Origin of the sequence: Curtobacterium sp. HSID17257 (assembly GCF_003989515.1) — a bacterium.
GTDB lineage: Bacteria > Actinomycetota > Actinomycetes > Actinomycetales > Microbacteriaceae > Curtobacterium.
In genome coordinates this window covers 1-17,675 of the sequence record NZ_RBLU01000022.1, presented here as the reverse complement: position 1 = coordinate 17,675, position 17,675 = coordinate 1, and the positions used below count along the sequence as shown (strand labels likewise).

Genomic DNA, 17,675 nt, shown 5'->3' with positions numbered 1-17,675 from the left:
CGGCTTCGGGCCTGAGCGGGCGACATGCGTCACGGCCACGCTCGACCGTGACGCATGTCGCCCGCTCGGCGGATGACGCGCGGCGTGTCGTGCCCGCTCGATCGTGCTTCTGACGACAGCACAGCTGATCCGACGGGCATGCTGGGGGCGTGGAGTTCGCGGACGTGGCGAGGGGACTGCTCCTCGTCGCGCCCGCGGACTTCGTGCGGGAGCGCACCGCTCGGCAGCGGGCCGTGCGGAAGGACGACCGCGAGCTGGCGACCCGGATCGGCGGACTGCGGAAGCCCGCGCCCGCCGCATGGGTGGTCGACCTGCTCGCGCACGAGGGTGCCCTGGACGAGGCGGTCGACCTCGGCCCGGCGATCCGACAGGCCCAGGCCGACGCAGACCCCGACGAGATCCGTCGACTCCGCCGGCAACGGGCGGAGGTCGTCGCCGCGCTGGCGCAGGCCGGGGCCGACCTGGCGTCCGACGCCGGGCACCCGGTGACGTCGGCGGTGCTCGACCAGGTCCGCGCCACGATCGAGGCCGCGATGGCCGACCCGCACGCCGGCGCCGCCGCACGGTCCGGCCTGCTCGTCCGACCGCTCGAGAGCGCCGGGTTCGACGCCGTCGACCTCGACGGAGCACTGGCCGACCCCGATGCGGTGCCGGACGCGTGGTCCGGCACCGATGCCGAGCCCATCCCGATCACCAGCGCGCGCGGATCCCGCACGGCGAGCCGTGCCTCCCGACCGCAGCCGGAGCCGCAGCCGGAGCCGCAGCCGGAGGAGGAGCCCGAGGAGGAACAGGACCCGGGGCCGGAGCCCGAACCGCGTGCCGACCCCGCTGCCGAGCGCCGCGCCGCCCGTGAGGCCGAGGCCGCAGCGCGCACGGAGTCACGCGATGCCGACGCGGCACTGGAGGCCGCAGAGCAGGAGCTCGAGGCCGCCGAGGAGCGCCGTGCCGACCTCGAACGGCAGCTCGCCGACGCCAGTGCCGAGATCCAGCGGGCCGAACGCGTGCGCGACGAGTCGGCGGACGCGAGCGACCGCGCACGGGACCTCCTGCGCGCCGCGCAGCGCCACCGTCGAGACGTCGGCCGCTGACCCGGCGCGACACGCCCGACGGCCCCTGCTAGACTCACAAACCGACTTCGGCGAGGGCCGCGCAGTGCGCGGCCGTGATCGACGCGGTAGGGAGACCCGGCCCAGTCCAGGGAGCGTTCCTCACGCGTGCACGCGTTCGAGTTGCAACACCACAGACCCCCCGATGCCGGCACCCCGGCGTCGACCCCGACACCAGGAGGCACCATGGCCGACTACACCAAGCTCGCAGCGGAGACCCGCACCAAGTTCGGCAAGGGCGCTGCGCGCAAGCTCCGCGCCGCCGACAAGATCCCGGCGGTCGTCTACGGCCACGGCACCGAGCCGCAGCACATCACCCTCCCGGGCCACGAGACCATGCTGCTCGTCCGTACCGCCAACGCGGTCGTCGACCTCGACATCGAGGGTGCGGCCCAGCTCGCCCTCGTCAAGGACGTCCAGCGCGACCCGGTGCGCCAGATCATCGAGCACATCGACCTCGTCGTCGTGCGCCGTGGCGAGAAGGTCACCGTCGACGTCCCCGTCGTCGTCGAGGGCGAGTCCTTCTCCGGCACGATCCACGTCCAGGACCTCTCCTCGGTCTCGCTCCTCGTCGAGGCGACCGACATCCCGGAGCACGTGACCGTCGACGTCGAGGGCCTGGAGGACGGCGCACAGGTCCTGGCCTCGCAGCTCGAGCTGCCGGCCGGTGCGGAGCTCGAGACCGACGGCGAGGCGCTCGTCGTCCAGATCGTCACCCCGCGTGGCACCGCTGACGACGACGCTGCCGACGAGGCCGCTGCCGAGGCGGGCGCCGAGGCCGGCGCCGAGGGCGGCTCCGCCCCGGCCGACTCCGAGTAACACCCCTTCGCGGAACGTCTGGCCGACGCTGATGACAGGAACGACCCTGGTCGTGGTCGGGCTCGGGAACCCCGGGCCCGGCTACGCGGGCAACCGTCACAACGTCGGCCAGATGGTCCTCGACGAACTCGCCGCTCGCATGGGCGCGACGTTCAAGAAGCACAAGACGCCGAACCAGGTCGCCGAGGGGCGCCTGGTGCCCGGCGGACCGAAGCTGGTCCTGGCGAAGCCGGGATCCTTCATGAACACCTCCGGTGGACCGGTCTCGAGCGTGCTCGGGTTCTACAGCGCCACCGCCGAGGACCTGATCGTGGTCCACGACGAGCTCGACCTGCCGTACGACACCGTCCGTCTCAAGGGCAGTGGCGGGCACGGCGGCCACAACGGGCTCCGCGACATCATCAAGGCGACCGGCACGAACGAGTTCACCCGGGTGCGGATCGGCATCGGCCGACCCCCGGGACGCCAGGACCCCGCCGACTACGTCCTGCGTGACTTCTCGCCGACCGAGAAGAAGACGCTGCCGAACCTGCTCGCCGACGGCGCCGACGCCGTCGAGGCGATCGCGGAACTCGGCCTCCTCGCCGCGCAGCAGCGCGTGCACGCCCCGTCCTGATCCGTCGCGCACGTCGCGCCTGATCCGTCGGGCGGGTGGTCCCGGCGTCGGCCTGGAGGCGCGGCGCGCGTCCGCCACGTCACTGTCCGGAAGGCGTGCGGTCCCCGAACTGGGGGACTCTCACGTACCCCGGTCGTCGGTACGTTCGCCCAAGGGGTGACGATCCCCGACGACGAGGGGAACGACCGTGGGACGAGCAGCACACCGGGCACGACGGACCGACGGGGGCCGGGCGGCGGTGGCCGTCGTCCCGGCCGCGATCGCGGTGATCGCCGTGGGCCTCGGGTCGCTCCTCACGCAGGAGGGCGCCGTCGCGGCGACCGAGACCTGGACGCCGGCCGTCGCGGAGTCGTCCGCACCGCCGGTCGCGTCGACCTTCGGCGCGCCGAACGACGTGCACCACGAGTCGGACGGCTCGCTCCTCGTGGCCGACTTCTCCGCCAACGGGCTGCTGCGGCGCGCGGTCGACGGCACCTGGAGCAGGGTCGCGCCGTTCGGCACCGGTGCCGGCGACGTGTGGAACCCGTCGGCGGTGACCACCACGACCGACGGCCGCATCCTCGTCGCCGAGGCCGGACGCCCCGCGTTCACGGTTCTCGGCGCCGACGGCACCGTGCTGTCGCGCACCGCCCCGCCCGCGCGGCGAGCGGTCTCGGAGCTGGCCGTCGACGGCTCGACCGTCTACGCCGCGGTCCCCGGCGGTGGCACGCTCTTCACGACCGAGCTCGGGAGCGGGACCTGGGCCGCGGTGCCCGGTCCGTGGACGGACCCGAGCGGTGTCGCGCTGTCCGCCGACGGTGGGATGCTCACGGTGTCCGACGCCGGTTCCGACGAGGTGTGGCAGCTCGACCGGGCCTCGGGGGCGGTGACGTCACTCGGGTTCCCGGGTGATGCGCAGACCCGACCTCGCGGGGTCGCCGTCGACGACGGTGACGTCTTCGTCGTGGACAACGGGCGCGGCGCGGTCTGGGCGCTGACGGGAGGTTCCTGGACCGAGGCGTTCTCGAGCGCTCCGGACGGCTCGCCGCTGGTGAACCCCACGGCGGTGTCGGTGGGGCCCGGGCGCAGCCTCGTCGTCGCGGACTACAACCGTCAGCGCGTCGTGACGGCCGTGTCGTCGGGGCGAGCGGTGGTCGTCCCCAGCCCGGCACCGACGACCGCCCTGCCGACGGTCGACCCGACCGTCCAGCCGACGGGAGAACCCACGAGCGCGCCGACGAGCGAGCCGACGGTGCAGCCGACGGCGGCACCGACGTCCATCCCGACGTCGGCCCCCGGCCCCGAGGCGACCCCCTCGGTGACGGCTGCGGTCCCGGGCGCCGGTACCGAGCCTCCCGGCCGACCCGCGACCGACGCGGCGGGAGCAGGAACAGGCGCCGGTCCCGCGGACGGAGCGCTCGTCGCCCCGGCCGCAGGTCAGCAGGGCGACCTCGCCTGGACCGGCGCCGGTCCGTTCGTGCCCGCGCTGCTCACCGCCACGGCCCTGGCCGGGAGCGGGGTCCTCCTCGGTGGTCTCACGCGTCGTCGCCGTCGCTGATCCGCGCCGCGTGCCGTGTTCGCCGCCCGCGCACGCCGGGCCGGGTGTCGGACGCCGCCGGTACCATCGTCTGAGTGACGATCTCGGGCATCATCCCTGCGCTCTCGCGCGCCTCCGCGTTCGATCGCGTCCTCGGCGCTGCCGGGCGTGACGCGGACTTCTCCGTCGTCGACGGCCTGCGCGTCCCGCTGCTCGGCGCGCTGCTCGCCGAGCGCAACGGTCCCCAGTGCCTCTTCGTCGTCACCGCCACCGGGCGCGAGGCCGAGGCGGTCCGCGGTGCCTTCACCTGCACCGTCCCCGACGCCGAGGTGCTCGAGTTCCCCGCGTGGGAGACCCTGCCGCACGAGCGCCTGAGCCCGAGCGCCCAGACGGTCGGCACCCGCATCGCGACGCTCCGGAAGCTCGCGGCGTGGCAGGACGCCGACCCGGCCGACCGCCGCACGATCGTCGTGGTCGCGAGCGTCCGCGCTGCGCTGCAGCCGATCGCGGGCAACCTGACCTCCCTCGCGCCCGTCGCGCTCGTCACGGGGTCGCGGGGCAACGACCTCGCGGCCATCGCGTCGCAGCTCGTCGACCTGGCCTACGCCCGGGTCGACCTCGTCACCCGCCGCGGCGAGTTCGCGGTGCGCGGTGGCATCCTCGACGTCTTCCCGCCCGGGGCCGACCACCCGGTGCGCGTGGACTTCTTCGGCGACGAGATCGAGGCGATCAAGGCCTTCTCCGTCGCCGACCAGCGCACCACCGACGACGACCTCGGCTCGGTCGAGCTCACGGCGTCGCGCGAGCTCCTGCTGAGCGACGACGTGCGGCAGCGTGCGCGCGAGATGCTGCACGAGTTCCCGAACCTGTCGCAGATGCTCGCGAAGATCGCCGAGGGCATCCCGGTCGAGGGCATGGAGTCCCTCGCACCGGCCCTCGTGCAGGACCTCGTCCCGATCACGAGCTACCTGCCCGAGGCCGCGACGATCGCCGTGCTCTCCCCGGAGCGGGTGGCCGGCCGTGCGCACAGCCTCGCCGAGACGAACACCGAGTTCCTGCAGGCCGCGTGGAGCGCCGCGGTCGCCGGTGCGCAGGCGCCGATCGACCTCGACGCCGGCAACTTCCTCACCGTGCAGCAGCTGAAGAACGCGCGCGGGCAGCGCACCTGGTGGACGGTCACCCCGTTCGACTCGGGGCTCGACGAGGGCGATCGCGAGCGGGTCCTCACCGACGCCGAGGCCGCTGCCGAGGCCGGCGAGTACATCCGCGTCCGCGCCGAGTCGATCCCGAGCTTCGCGGGCAGTGCCGACGGTGCCGTGGCCCACGTCAAGCAGCTGGTCGACGACGGCTGGGCCGTGGTCGTCACCGCGCAGGGCAAGGGCCTCGTCGAGCGCGCCGTGCAGGTGCTCGCCGACGCCGGGGTCGCGGCCCGGGCCGACGACCTCACCGCGCCGCCGGAGCCGGGGATGACGATCGTCACCACCGCCACGGTCGAGGCCGGCTTCGCGACCCCCGACCCGCGGATCGCCGTCCTGAGCGAGGCAGAGTTCTACGGCCGCAGCGTGCAGCAGGGCGCGCGCACGGTGAAGAAGCTCGCCGGGCGCCGCAAGAACGTCGTCGACCCGCTGCAGCTCAAGCCGGGCGACGTCGTCGTGCACAACACCCACGGCATCGGCAAGTTCGTCGAGCTCGTCTCACGCGAGGTCAGCTCCGGTGGCCGCAACGCCGTGAAGACCCAGCGCGAGTACCTCGTGCTCGAGTACGCGCCGTCGAAGCGGAACTACCCGGGCGACAAGCTCTTCGTGCCCACCGACCAGCTCGACCAGCTGTCCCGGTACGTCGGCGGCGAGAACCCGACGCTGTCGAAGATGGGCGGCTCCGACTGGTCCGCCGCGAAGTCCAAGGCCCGCAAGGCCGTCCGCGACATCGCCGTCGACCTCGTGAAGCTGTACTCGGCACGCATGGCCTCGAAGGGGCACGCGTTCGGTCCGGACACCCCGTGGCAGCGCGAGCTCGAGGAAGCCTTCCCGTTCGCCGAGACCGCCGACCAGCTCACCACCATCGACGAGATCAAGCGCGACATGGAGAGCCCGATCCCGATGGACCGGCTGCTCTCCGGTGACGTCGGCTACGGCAAGACCGAGGTCGCGATCCGCGCGGCGTTCAAGGCGGTGCAGGACGGCAAGCAGGTCGCCGTGCTCGTCCCGACGACGCTGCTCGTGCGGCAGCACATGGAGACGTTCCAGGAGCGCTTCGCCGGCTTCCCCGTGCACCTGCGCGCCCTCAGCCGGTTCCAGAGCGAGAAGGAGTCGAAGGAGACCATCGCCGGGCTCGCCGACGGCACGGTCGACATCGTCATCGGCACGCACCGGATCCTGTCGCAGAACATCCAGTTCAAGGACGTCGGACTCGTCATCATCGACGAGGAGCAGCGCTTCGGGGTCGAGCACAAGGACCAGCTGAAGAAGCTCAAGACGAACGTCGACGTCCTGGCGATGTCCGCGACGCCGATCCCGCGCTCGCTCGAGATGGCGGTCACCGGCATCCGCGAGATGTCGACGCTGGCGACCCCGCCGGAGGACCGCCACCCGATCCTGACCTTCGTCGGGCCGCAGTCCGACCTGCAGGTCGCCGCCGCGATCCGCCGCGAGCTCCTGCGCGAGGGCCAGGTGTTCTACGTGCACAACCGCGTGAAGGACATCCAGTCGGTGGCGTCGCACCTCGCCGAGATCATCCCCGAGGCCCGGATCCAGGTCGCGCACGGGCAGATGTCCGAGGGCACCCTCGAGCAGGTCATGGTCGACTTCTGGGAGCGCAAGTTCGACGTGCTCGTGTCGACGACCATCGTCGAGACGGGTCTCGACATCGCGAACGCGAACACGCTGATCATCGACAAGGCCGACAAGTACGGGCTGTCGCAGCTGCACCAGCTGCGCGGTCGTGTCGGCCGTGGGCGCGAGCGCGGGTACGCCTACTTCCTGTACGACGCCGACAAGCCGCTCTCCGAGACCGCGCAGGACCGCCTCGAGACGATCGCCGCGAACAACGAGCTCGGCGCCGGCATGCAGGTCGCGATGAAGGACCTCGAGATCCGCGGCGCGGGCAACCTGCTCGGCGGCGAGCAGTCCGGCCACATCGCGGGCGTCGGCTTCGACCTGTACCTGCGGATGATCGGCGAGGCCGTGTCCCAGTTCCGTGGGGACGTCGCCGAGGGGCAGACCGAGCTCCGGCTCGAGATCCCGGTCGACGCGCACATCCCGGAGGACTACGTCGAGTCCGAGCGGCTGCGCCTCGAGGCCTACCAGAAGCTCTCGGCCGCGTCGGCCCCGGCGGCGCAGCCCGAGGCGATCGACATGGTGCTCGACGAGCTCACCGACCGCTACGGCCAGCCGCCGCAGCCGGTGCTCACCCTGGTCGAGGTCTCGCGTCTCCGCCGCATGGCGCAGCAGGTCGGCTTGTCCGACGTCGTCGTCATGGGCTCGAACCTGCGGGTCGCCGGCAAGGAACTCGCCGACTCGGCCCAGGTCCGACTCAAGCGCATGTTCCCCGGCGCGCGCTGGTTCCCGCAGCAGGACGCCGCGAGCATCCCGCTGCCGAAGCCGCACGGCGAGACGCTGCCCGACGACGGGCTCATCCAGTGGGTGGAGAGCATCCTGACGGCCGTCTACGGGGCGTCGAAGGCTCCCGCGGAGGCGCCCGCGTCCTGAGTCGCGACCCCCCCTGAGGCCGGGAGGCGCGGTGCCAGCTGGCACCGCGCCTCCCGGCCGTCACTCGGTCGCCTCGGCCTCGGAGAGCTCGCGCCGCGCGCGGTACCGACGCGCGCGCAGGCTGACGACGACCGCCGAGGCGAGGATCGCGATCCCGGAGCCGACGAGCACGGCCAGCACGCCTTCGTCGAGGATCTCCTCGTTCCGGGAGAACGCCAGCTCGTTCATGAGCAGCGAGACCGTGAAGCCGATCCCGCCGAGCACGCCGACCGTCACGATCGACCAGAACGACAGCGTCGACCGACCCGGCGCGCGGAAGATCCGCGTCGCGACGGCCCCGAAGAGCGTGATGCCGATCACCTTCCCCACCGGCAGGGCGAGCACGACGGCCCAGAACGTGGGGGAGAGCTCACCGATGCCGACGGCCGGGATCACCACCGCAGCCGAGGCGAACGCGAACACCGGCAGGACGACCGCGTTCGACCACGGCTCGACGTTCTCGTGCAGGGTGTGCCCCGGACGACGCGGCAGCACGAGCCCGAGCGCGACGCCGGCGATGGTGGCGTGCACGCCCGAGTGGTACACGAGCCACCACGTGACGAGCCCGACGAGCACCATCGCGGCGATGACCCACACCTGACCGTCCCGGCCGGGGCGGAGCATCCGACCGAGCACGGCGAAGACCACGAGGGCGACGACCGCGCCACCGAGCGCGATGAAGTCCGTGCCGTGCGCGAAGACGACGGCGATGATGACGATCGCGATGAGGTCGTCGAGCACCGCGAGCGCGAGCAGGAACACGCGGAGCGTGGAGGGCAGCCCTCGGCCGAACATCGCCAGGACGCCGAGTGCGAACGCGATGTCCGTCGCCGTCGGGATCGGCCACCCGTGCTGGTACGGCGTGCCCGAGGTCACCAGGAGGAAGATCCCCGCCGGGACGAGCACGCCCCCGACCGCCGCGATGGCCGGGATGACCGCCGTCTTCGGGTTCGACAGCTCACCGTCGAGGAGCTCCTGCTTCAGTTCGATCGCGACGAGCAGGAAGAACACCGCGAGCAGGCCGTCGCTGATCCAGTGCGAGACGGACAGGTCGAGGCCGATCGCTCCCCACGGCGAGTGCGCGTCGAGGGCTCGTTCGAGGCCCGGCCCCAGCGGCGAGTTCGCCACGATCAGGCCGAGCACGGCAGCGGTCAGGAGCGCGATCGCGCTGAAACGGGGGGAGCGGACGAGTGCCGACATGGATCTCCGACGGTGTGCGGGTACGGGAGGATGACCGTCGACCAGACTTCCCGACACACCAGGGGCCAGTCTACCGGAGCGGCCTGCGTGCGAGCATGGCGCCATGACCGCCGTCACGGACCTCGTCGAAGTCGTCGATCGCCTGCTCGCTCCCGACGGCGGGTGCGTGTGGAACCGCGCGCAGACCCACGCCTCACTCGCGCGCTACGCCGTCGAGGAGTCGTACGAGCTCGTCGACGCGATCGACTCCGGTGACGACGAGGAACTGCGCGAGGAGCTCGGCGACGTGCTCTACCAGGTCGTGCTGCACGCCGGACTGGCGGCGGCGGACGGGCGCTTCGACCTCGAGGACGTCGCCGCCGGTGCCCGGGACAAGATGGTCCGCCGGCACCCGCACGTGTTCGGCTCCGAACGGGCGGACACCGAGGCCGAGGTCGTCCGGGTGTGGCGGGCGGCGAAGGCTGCCGAGAAGGCCGCACGGACGAGTGTGGTCGACGGGGTCCCTCGGGCGATGCCGCCGCTCGAGCGGGCGGTGAAGCTGCTCGAACGCCTGGAGGAGCGTGGGGACGCCGCCACGGTCGTCACCGCCGTCGTCCGCGCACCGGAGCAGGAGGCCGCGGGGCCGGACGGCTCGGCCGGCGCCGCGAGCCGGGCGGCGGACGTGGTCGACCGAGTGGACGCGGTGGATGCCGTGGACGAGCGGTGGGGTGCGGGGATGCTCGCCGAGGTCGCGGCCGCGCGGGAGGCGGGGATCGACGTGGTGGCGAGCCTGCGGGTTGCGGTGACCCGCTTGGAAGCCGAGGCGCGCGTCGGGGAGTGAGGCGGGCCTCCCGGACGAGGGATCGGGAAGGCTCCCGATCAGAGAAGCGGGCACCCTCCCAACCCGAAAAAGGAGGGTGCCCGCGAGCGGGACACGACGTGCCAGGGGGACACGTCGACAGGGACGCCCGCTCGAACCACGGGGCACCGTTGCAGCACACCGGCCCCGCGAACGACCTGGTGATCGGATCAGGAGACCACCAGGCCGAGGTTCTGCATCCAGAGTATCAGTGGGTCGGCAGGCGTGCAAGGTCCTGCCCCGGTTCTGGCAGGATTGGCGCATGGCGACGACCGTGACGGCCCCCCGTGGCATGCGTGACTTCCTCCCGGCGGAGAAGGCCCGCCGCGAGCACGTCCTGGGCGTCGTGCGCGACGTCTACGCGCGGCACGGCTTCGACGAGATCGAGACCCCGGTCGTCGAGGACGCCGCACGCCTGCACTCGGGCCTGGGCGGCGACAACGAGAAGCTCGCGTTCGCGGTCATGCGCCGCGGGCTCACGACGGAGGACCTGCAGCAGGCCGGTGCCCCGCTCGACCTCGCGGACCTCGGGCTCCGGTTCGACCTGACGGTCCCGCTCGCCCGGTTCTACGCCTCGCACCGTGCCGAGCTGCCGTCGGTGTTCCGCGCCGTGCAGATCGCGCCGGTCTGGCGTGCCGAGCGCCCGCAGAAGGGGCGCTACCGGCAGTTCGTCCAGTGCGACATCGACATCCTCGGCGAGCCGGGGCAGCTCGCGGAGATCGAGCTCATCCGCGCGACCACCGCGGCGCTCGACGCCCTCGGCATCGCGGACACCACCATCCGCATCAACGACCGACGGATCCTGCTGGCGCTGCTCGCGTCGTGGGGGATCACCGACCCCGGCGCAGCGGACCGAGCACTCATCACGGTCGACAAGCTCGACAAGATCGGTGCCGACGGCGTGGCCGCCGAGCTCCGCGAGACGATCGGCGCCGACCTGCCCGGGCTCGAGGACACCATCCGCGCGCTCGAGGCCGCGGACTGGGGTTCGGTCGAGGGAGCGCCGTGGCTGGACGCCGAGGCCTTCGCGGACCTGCTCCGGCTGCGCGAGGCCCTGCCGGGCGTCGACCTGCGCTTCGACCCGACGCTCGTGCGCGGCATGGGGTACTACACGGGGACGATCTTCGAGGTCGCCCACCCGGACTTCGGCTACAGCCTGGGCGGCGGCGGTCGCTACGACGGCATGATCGGACGCTTCCTCGGGCAGGACGTCCCCGCGGTCGGCTTCTCGCTCGGGTTCGAGCGGCTGGTCGACCTCGTCACGCTGCCGGAGTCGGCCGAGTCCGATGCGGTCGTGCTCCTGTACGACAAGGACGTCGACCCGGTCCGCCTCGCAGCGCTCAAGTCCGAGGCGCTCGCATCGCACCGCCGTGTGCGCCTCGAGCGTCGGCCGAAGAACACCAAGAACCTGCTCGCAGGTCTCGCCGAGCAGGGGTTCGCGGCCTTCGCGAGCGTCCGCGCCGACACCGAGAGCCTGGAGGGTGTCGAGTTCCGCCCCTTGGCGTGAACTCCTCCACACCCGACGTCATCCGCGGCGAGGCGTCCACCGTGCCTCGGTAGGATCGACCCGCTGTCCACCACAACCGAACTCGTAGGGAGTACCCCGTGGCCCAGATCGATGCCGTAGGCGCACGCGAAGTCCTCGATTCCCGAGGCAACCCGACGGTCGAGGTCGAGGTCCTCCTCGACGACGGCGTGGTCTCGCGCGCGCTCGTCCCGTCCGGTGCCTCCACCGGTGCGTTCGAGGCGTACGAGCTCCGCGACGGCGACGCGAACCGCTACGGCGGCAAGGGCGTCCTCAAGGCCGTCGACGCCGTCCTCGACGAGATCGGCCCGGCGCTCGAGGGCTTCGACGCCACCGACCAGCGTCTCGTCGACGCCGCGCTCATCGAGCTCGACGGCACCGAGAACAAGTCCCGTCTGGGCGCCAACGCGATCCTCGGCGCCTCGCTCGCCGTCGCCCGTGCCGCTGCCGACTCCGCCGACCTGCCGCTGTTCCGCTACCTCGGCGGCCCGAACGCCCACACGCTGCCCGTCCCGCTCATGAACGTCGTCAACGGTGGCGCGCACGCCGACACCAACGTCGACATCCAGGAGTTCTTCCTCGTGCCCTACGGCGCCGAGAGCTTCTCGGAGGCCCTGCGCTGGGGCGTCGAGACCTACCACGCCCTCAAGGGCGAGCTGAAGAAGCAGGGTCTCGCGACCGGCCTCGGCGACGAGGGCGGCTTCGCCCCCGAGCTCGCCTCGAACCGCGCCGCGCTCGACTTCCTGCTCGCCGCGATCGAGAAGGCCGGCTTCACCCCGGGCAAGGACATCGCGCTCGGCCTCGACGTCGCCGCGACCGAGTTCTTCCACGACGGCAAGTACGCGTTCGAGGGCAAGCAGCTCTCGAGCGAGGAGTTCACCGGGTACTTCTCGGACCTCGTCGCGAACTACCCGCTCGTCACCATCGAGGACGCCCTGGCCGAGGACGACTGGGAGGGCTGGAAGCACCTCACCGCCGAGCTCGGCTCGAAGCTCCAGCTCGTCGGCGACGACCTGTACGTCACGAACCCGAAGCGCCTGCAGCGGGGCATCGACGAGCAGGCCGGCAACTCGATCCTGGTCAAGGTGAACCAGATCGGCACGCTGACCGAGACCCTCGACGCCGTCTCCCTGGCGCACCGCCACGGCATGACCGCGATCCTGTCGCACCGCTCGGGTGAGACCGAGGACACCACCATCGCCGACATCGCGGTGGCCGTCGACGGCGGCCAGATCAAGACCGGCGCCCCGGCCCGTTCGGACCGCGTCGCGAAGTACAACCAGCTGCTCCGCATCGAGGAGGAACTGGGCGACGCCGCCGTCTACGCCGGCCGCACCGCGTTCCCCCGCGCCGCCGCGCTCTAGGTCGCACACCGCACGGTCCGAGACGCCGTCCTCCTCCGGGAGGGCGGCGTCTCGCCGTTCCCGGGCGCTCGCGTCGACGGCATCGAGCGGGCCCGATCTGTCACGCTCGGCGCTCGAGACCGACGAATCGCGCCGGCTCGACGGACGTGAGCGGCATGTCCTGCCCGCTCGGCAGCCGGCCAGCCCATCGGCAGCCGGCCAGTCAGCCCACGGGCAGCCGGCCAGCCAGCCCATCGGCAGCCGGCCCGCCCACCGGCAGCCAGCCACCCAGGCGGCCCACCACCGGAGGGGAGGCGCGTGGCGGCCGTGCGCCGCGCCTCCCGGCCGCTGGGAGGGTGCCGAGGGACGCGTGCCGGTCCGCGTGCCGGGCCACGCGACCGACCGGGGCCGGTTATCGTCGAGCCGTGCCCAGCCAGAAGCCCCGCGTCCGCCGCATCCCCGTGGCCGTGCCGGAGTCCGGCGCGCACGAGCAGCCCTGGTACCGGTCCATCCGGTTCTCGGGCTTCAGCCTGCTCATGCTGGCGATCATCGTGCTGTTCGTCGTCGTGCTCGCACCCTCGCTGCGCACCCTGATCCAGCAGCAGGAGCAGATCGCGCAGCAGCAGCGCGAGGTGGCGGCGCAGAAGGCGGACGTCAGCCAGAAGAAGCAGGACGTCGCGCGGTGGGACGACCCGGCCTACATCGAGGCGCAGGCCCGCGACCGGCTGCTCTACGTGTACCCGGGCGAGGAGAGCTACCTCGTGATGGGCGCGGAGCAGGCGAAGGGGTCCGACCGGACCGAGACCGACTCGGGCAGCCCGGTCAGCTCGACGGTGCAGACACCCAAGGTCGACTGGGTGCAGGCGATGCTCTCCAGCGTGCTGCAGTCCGGCCTGACCGAGAAGACCACCGAGCAGCTCGTGGCGCCCGACGTCTCCGGCACCGGGGACCCGACCGGCGCCGCCACCAGCGACGGCAAGTAGGCCCCTGGACCGCAGCGTCGTCACGGAGTAGGACGGCGAGCGGGACTCGGGTAGGCTCACGTGCCCGTGACGACCCCTCCCTTCGACCCGCCGTCCGACCGCGACATCCAGGTCGTCTCGGCGCAGCTCGGGCGACCGGCCCGCGACGTCGTCGGGATCGCGGCACGGTGCGTGTGCGGCAACCCCACCGTCGTGTCGACGAAGCCCCGACTCGCGAACGGCACCCCGTTCCCGACGTTCTACTACCTGTGCCACCCTGCCGCCACCGCGGCCGTGAGCACGCTCGAGGCGAACCACGTCATGCCCGAACTCGCCGCGCTGCTCGAGGACGAGACCGTCGCGGCGCAGTACCGCGCGGCCCACGAGTCCTACCTGGCGGACCGCGAGTCGATCGAGCACGTCGACGAGATCGACGGCATCAGCGCCGGTGGCATGCCCACCCGTGTGAAGTGCCTGCACGCCCTCGTCGGCCACGCCCTCGCTGCCGGACCCGGCGTCAACCCCATCGGCGACCTCGCGCTCGAGCGCGTGGACTGGTCGCCCTCCCGGTGTGAGTGCCGGGCGTATGATGGCATCGCAGACGCTGGAGTCGGGGCGGGTGGCGGCGAAGTCTGACCAGCCTCCCGGCAAGCAACCACCCCACTCCAAGGAGATCATCCCCCGTGCCCAAGATCCTCGTCGTCGGCGGCGGCTACGCCGGTTTCTACACCGCCTGGAAGCTCGAGAAGCACCTGCGTCAGGGTGAAGCCGAGGTCACCATGGTGGACCCGCTCCCGTACATGACGTACCAGCCGTTCCTGCCCGAGGTCGCCGCCGGTTCGATCGAGCCGCGCCACGCGATCGTCTCGCACCGTCGTCACCTGAAGAAGACGCGCGTCGTCACGGCCAAGGTCACCAAGGTCGACCACGCCACGAAGACCGCGACGATCACCCCGGCCGAGGGCGAGGCGTGGGAGGAGTCCTACGACCAGATCGTCATGACCGCCGGCGCCGTCTCGCGCACCTTCCCGATCCCCGGCGTCGCGGACGAGGCCATCGGCCTGAAGACCATCGAGGAGGCCGCGGCGATCCGCGACAAGATCCTCACGAACTTCCACAAGGCGGCGAACCTGCCGGCCGGTCCCGAGCGTGACCGCCTGCTCACCGTCGTCGTGGTCGGCGGTGGCTTCGCGGGCATCGAGGTGTTCGCCGAGCTCCGCTCCTTCGCATCGGACCTGCTGAAGAGCTTCCCGCAGCTGTCCTTCGACGACACGCACTTCCACCTGGTCGAGGCGATGGGGCGCATCATGCCCGAGGTGTCGCTCGAGACCTCGCACTGGGTGCTCGAGAACCTCGCGTCGCGCGGGGCCACGGTGCACCTCGAGACCCAGCTGGCCTCGGCCGAGGGCGGCGTCTGCCAGCTCAAGGCCAAGGACGAGTCGATCGAGACGATCGAGTCCGACCTGATCATCTGGACCGCCGGCGTCATGGCGAACCCGATGGTCAAGGGCACCGACTTCCCGCTCGAGCAGCGCGGTCGCATCCGCGTGCAGCCCGACCTCCGCGTGGTCGATGACAACGGCGTGATCGCCGACGCGTGGGCCTGCGGCGACGTCGCGGCCGTGCCGGACCTGACCGGCGGCGGTGTCGGCGGCTTCTGCGTGCCGAACGCCCAGCACGCCGTGCGTCAGGCGAAGCAGCTCGCGAAGAACCTGGTCGCGGTCATCCGCGGCGAGGCGACGAACGACTACAAGCACGAGAACCTCGGTGCCGTCGCGGGCCTCGGTCTCGGCACCGGTGTGTTCCAGTCCGGCAAGTTCGCCATGAAGGGCTTCCTGGCCTGGGGTGCGCACCGCGGGTACCACGGTCTGGCGATGCCGTCGTGGGAGCGCAAGTGGCGCGTCATCGGCGACTGGGTCGGCGGCTTCTTCCTGGGCCGTGACATCGCGTCGCTCGACGACCGCGAGACGCCGCGCGCCGCGTTCGAGGCCTTCGCGTCGCGTCCGAAGCCCGCTGCCACCGAGGAGCCCGCGGCCGTCGCTGCCCCGGCTCCGGCAGAGGGCCAGCCGGCCGACGCCGCCGGCCCCGCGTACGCCACCCCGGCCGAGGACGTCTCGAAGGACGCCGAGCCCGTCGCGGCTCCGGCGGACGCCAAGTAGCACCAGGCACCAGACGACCGACGGCCGTCGCCCCCGCGTGGGGCGGCGGCCGTCGTCGCATCGGTAGGCTGTTCCGGCCCGCCCCCGTGGCCCAATCGGTAGAGGCATGCGACTTAAAATCGCCGAGTTGTGGGTTCGAGTCCCACCGGGGGTACCACGAGACCCGGGTCCGCCGCCGCGAGACTCGGCCTGAGCGACGATCCTCGGGCCGCGACCCGCGAGTCCTGTCGCTCGGCCCGAGACTCGGGACCAGCGCCGCGGCCGGGAGCACCGCCACGGCCGCGTACCATCGAGTCCCGTGGTCGGACTCGGAAGCGCCCTCGCGAACCTGCGCAACGCACTCAACCGACCCGAGGCACACGTCGAGGTCGTCGACGGTGAGACGGTCCCCACCGGCATGCTGCTCGGCACCCTCGGGGCCCTGCTGCTCGACGCAGGCAGCTCCGTGACCGACGTCCGCTCCGCGCTCGAGAAGGCCCGGGACGCCGCGGGGGTCGGACCGACGCTCGCCGTGGGGGTCCTGCCCGCGCTCGTCATGGTCAGCGAGGTCGCCACCGGCGCCGCCACGATCGTGAACGCCGAGGGCGTGGAGCTCTCCTCCCGCCAGGCAGCGCGCGCGAACCGACTGGTGCTCGGTCTCGAGCGCGGGTCGATCGCCCTCGCCGAGATCCCCGCCCGCGTGCGCGCCATCCGTGCGGGCACCGTCCCACCGCCGGCGCTGCCCTGGATCACCGGCAACGCGCTGACCTCGGTCGGCCTGGCCGTCGTGTTCCGCTGCCCCTGGTGGGCGATCGTGCTCGCGCTCGTCGTCGGTGCGCTCGTCGGCGTGCTCAGCCTGGTGCTCCGGCGGTTCCGCGAGGCCGTCGCGATCATCCCGTTCCTCGCCGCCTTCATGTCGACGAGCGTCGTCGGCCTCGTCGCCGCCGGCACCGGCTTCGACCACGTGCCCCTGTTCGCCGTCTGCGCACCCGTGGCGGTGTTCGTGCCCGGTGCGCTCATCACGAACGCGCTGCTCGAGCTCACCGCCGCCGACATCGTGACCGGCGCCTCGCGGCTCGTCCAGGGGCTCATCACGCTCGGTTTCATGGCCGCGGGCATCGCCGCCGGCAGCGCGCTGACCGGGCTGCGGGTGGACCCGTCGTCGGCGGCGCTCGTCGGCGAGGTCGCCGGCGTCGGGACCCTCCGGGGTGGTTGGGAGGCCGTCCCGTCCTACTGGGTGTCCTGGGTCGCGGTGGCCGGCCTGGCCGTCGGTCTCGGGCTGGTGTTCCGCTCCGGGTGGCGGCTGACCGTCGTGTCCGTCGCCGTCATGATGAGCGCCTACGCGGTCGTGAGCGGCACGACGCCCGTCTGGGGCAGTGTCGTCGCGACCGGCGCCGCGGCCGCGCTGCTCTTCGTCGCGACCCGCCTGCTCGAGCGGCTCGTGCCGGTGATCCCGGCGACGGTGTCGTTCTTCCCCGCGTTCCTGCTCCTCGTGCCCGGCACCGTGGGGCTCGTCGCGGTCACCACCTTCGACCCGGTCGCACTCGGCGTCCCACTCGCGACGTTCGTGAGCCTGTGCATCGGGACGAAGATCGGCGGCCTGCTGCCCGGCCTGTTCCGCCGGAACGCTCCGCACCGCACCACCTGACGCGGGTGGGTACCTGACGGACGGGAGGCTCGTGGCGGTCCGCGCTCGCGCCTCCCGTCCGGTGCGTGGGCCGGGAGGCGCGTGGCGGCCGTGCCGCGTGCCTCCCGTCCGGTCGATGCGGGCCGGGAGGTGCGTGGCAGCCGTGCCGCAGGTCCCCTGTCCGGTGTGTGCGAGCCGGCGCGACGTGGCGGTCGGACCCAGCGCCTCCTGTCCGACGA

13 protein-coding genes and 1 tRNA gene are annotated in these 17,675 nt (G+C 72.4%); 13 read left to right on the top strand and 1 reads right to left on the bottom strand.

What is annotated here, in order from left to right; translation table 11 throughout:
- Positions 1-149: 149 nt before the first annotated feature.
- From D8M35_RS05750 to mfd, 5 genes are all read left to right on the top strand, one after another.
- Entirely contained in the window at positions 150-1,088 is a 939-nt protein-coding gene (locus D8M35_RS05750; protein WP_126890974.1) for a hypothetical protein, read from the top strand.
- A gap of 204 nt (positions 1,089-1,292) precedes the next feature.
- The gene (locus D8M35_RS05745; protein ID WP_126890973.1) at positions 1,293-1,925 is read left to right on the top strand and encodes a 50S ribosomal protein L25/general stress protein Ctc; all 633 of its coding nucleotides are present in this window, start codon (positions 1,293-1,295) and stop codon (positions 1,923-1,925) included.
- A 31-nt stretch (positions 1,926-1,956) separates the two neighbouring features.
- Positions 1,957-2,541 (top strand): aminoacyl-tRNA hydrolase, encoded by a 585-nt coding sequence (gene pth, locus D8M35_RS05740; protein ID WP_126890972.1) that lies wholly within the window; start codon positions 1,957-1,959, stop codon positions 2,539-2,541.
- A 187-nt stretch (positions 2,542-2,728) separates the two neighbouring features.
- Positions 2,729-4,078 carry a PT domain-containing protein gene (locus D8M35_RS17010; RefSeq protein ID WP_126890971.1) on the top strand — a complete coding sequence of 450 codons (1,350 nt, stop codon included), beginning with the start codon at positions 2,729-2,731 and terminating at the stop codon, positions 4,076-4,078.
- Between the two features lie 74 nt (positions 4,079-4,152).
- Positions 4,153-7,764 (top strand): transcription-repair coupling factor, encoded by a 3,612-nt coding sequence (gene mfd / locus D8M35_RS05730; protein WP_126890970.1) that lies wholly within the window; start codon positions 4,153-4,155, stop codon positions 7,762-7,764.
- A gap of 60 nt (positions 7,765-7,824) precedes the next feature.
- Here mfd and nhaA read toward each other — a convergent pair whose 3' ends face one another.
- The gene (gene nhaA, locus D8M35_RS05725) at positions 7,825-9,003 is read right to left on the bottom strand and encodes a Na+/H+ antiporter NhaA (RefSeq protein ID WP_126890969.1); all 1,179 of its coding nucleotides are present in this window, start codon (positions 9,001-9,003) and stop codon (positions 7,825-7,827) included.
- Positions 9,004-9,106: 103 nt separating this feature from the next.
- Between nhaA and D8M35_RS05720 the strand changes: the two genes are divergently transcribed.
- From D8M35_RS05720 to D8M35_RS05685, 8 genes are all read left to right on the top strand, one after another.
- Positions 9,107-9,823, top strand: a complete 717-nt coding sequence (locus D8M35_RS05720) for a MazG family protein (RefSeq protein ID WP_126890968.1) — start codon at positions 9,107-9,109, stop codon at positions 9,821-9,823.
- Between the two features lie 280 nt (positions 9,824-10,103).
- The gene (gene hisS / locus D8M35_RS05715; RefSeq protein WP_126890967.1) at positions 10,104-11,348 is read left to right on the top strand and encodes a histidine--tRNA ligase; all 1,245 of its coding nucleotides are present in this window, start codon (positions 10,104-10,106) and stop codon (positions 11,346-11,348) included.
- 98 nt (positions 11,349-11,446) lie between these two features.
- The gene (gene eno, locus D8M35_RS05710; RefSeq protein WP_058728084.1) at positions 11,447-12,730 is read left to right on the top strand and encodes a phosphopyruvate hydratase; all 1,284 of its coding nucleotides are present in this window, start codon (positions 11,447-11,449) and stop codon (positions 12,728-12,730) included.
- A gap of 404 nt (positions 12,731-13,134) precedes the next feature.
- The gene (locus tag D8M35_RS05705) at positions 13,135-13,692 is read left to right on the top strand and encodes a septum formation initiator family protein (RefSeq protein ID WP_126890966.1); all 558 of its coding nucleotides are present in this window, start codon (positions 13,135-13,137) and stop codon (positions 13,690-13,692) included.
- A 66-nt stretch (positions 13,693-13,758) separates the two neighbouring features.
- Positions 13,759-14,307 (top strand): DUF501 domain-containing protein, encoded by a 549-nt coding sequence (locus tag D8M35_RS05700; RefSeq protein ID WP_126890965.1) that lies wholly within the window; start codon positions 13,759-13,761, stop codon positions 14,305-14,307.
- Between the two features lie 47 nt (positions 14,308-14,354).
- Entirely contained in the window at positions 14,355-15,830 is a 1,476-nt protein-coding gene (locus D8M35_RS05695; RefSeq protein ID WP_126890964.1) for an NAD(P)/FAD-dependent oxidoreductase, read from the top strand.
- 80 nt (positions 15,831-15,910) lie between these two features.
- Positions 15,911-15,987, top strand: a tRNA-Leu gene (locus tag D8M35_RS05690).
- 141 nt (positions 15,988-16,128) lie between these two features.
- The gene (locus D8M35_RS05685; RefSeq protein ID WP_126890963.1) at positions 16,129-17,457 is read left to right on the top strand and encodes a threonine/serine exporter family protein; all 1,329 of its coding nucleotides are present in this window, start codon (positions 16,129-16,131) and stop codon (positions 17,455-17,457) included.
- Positions 17,458-17,675 lie beyond the last annotated feature (218 nt).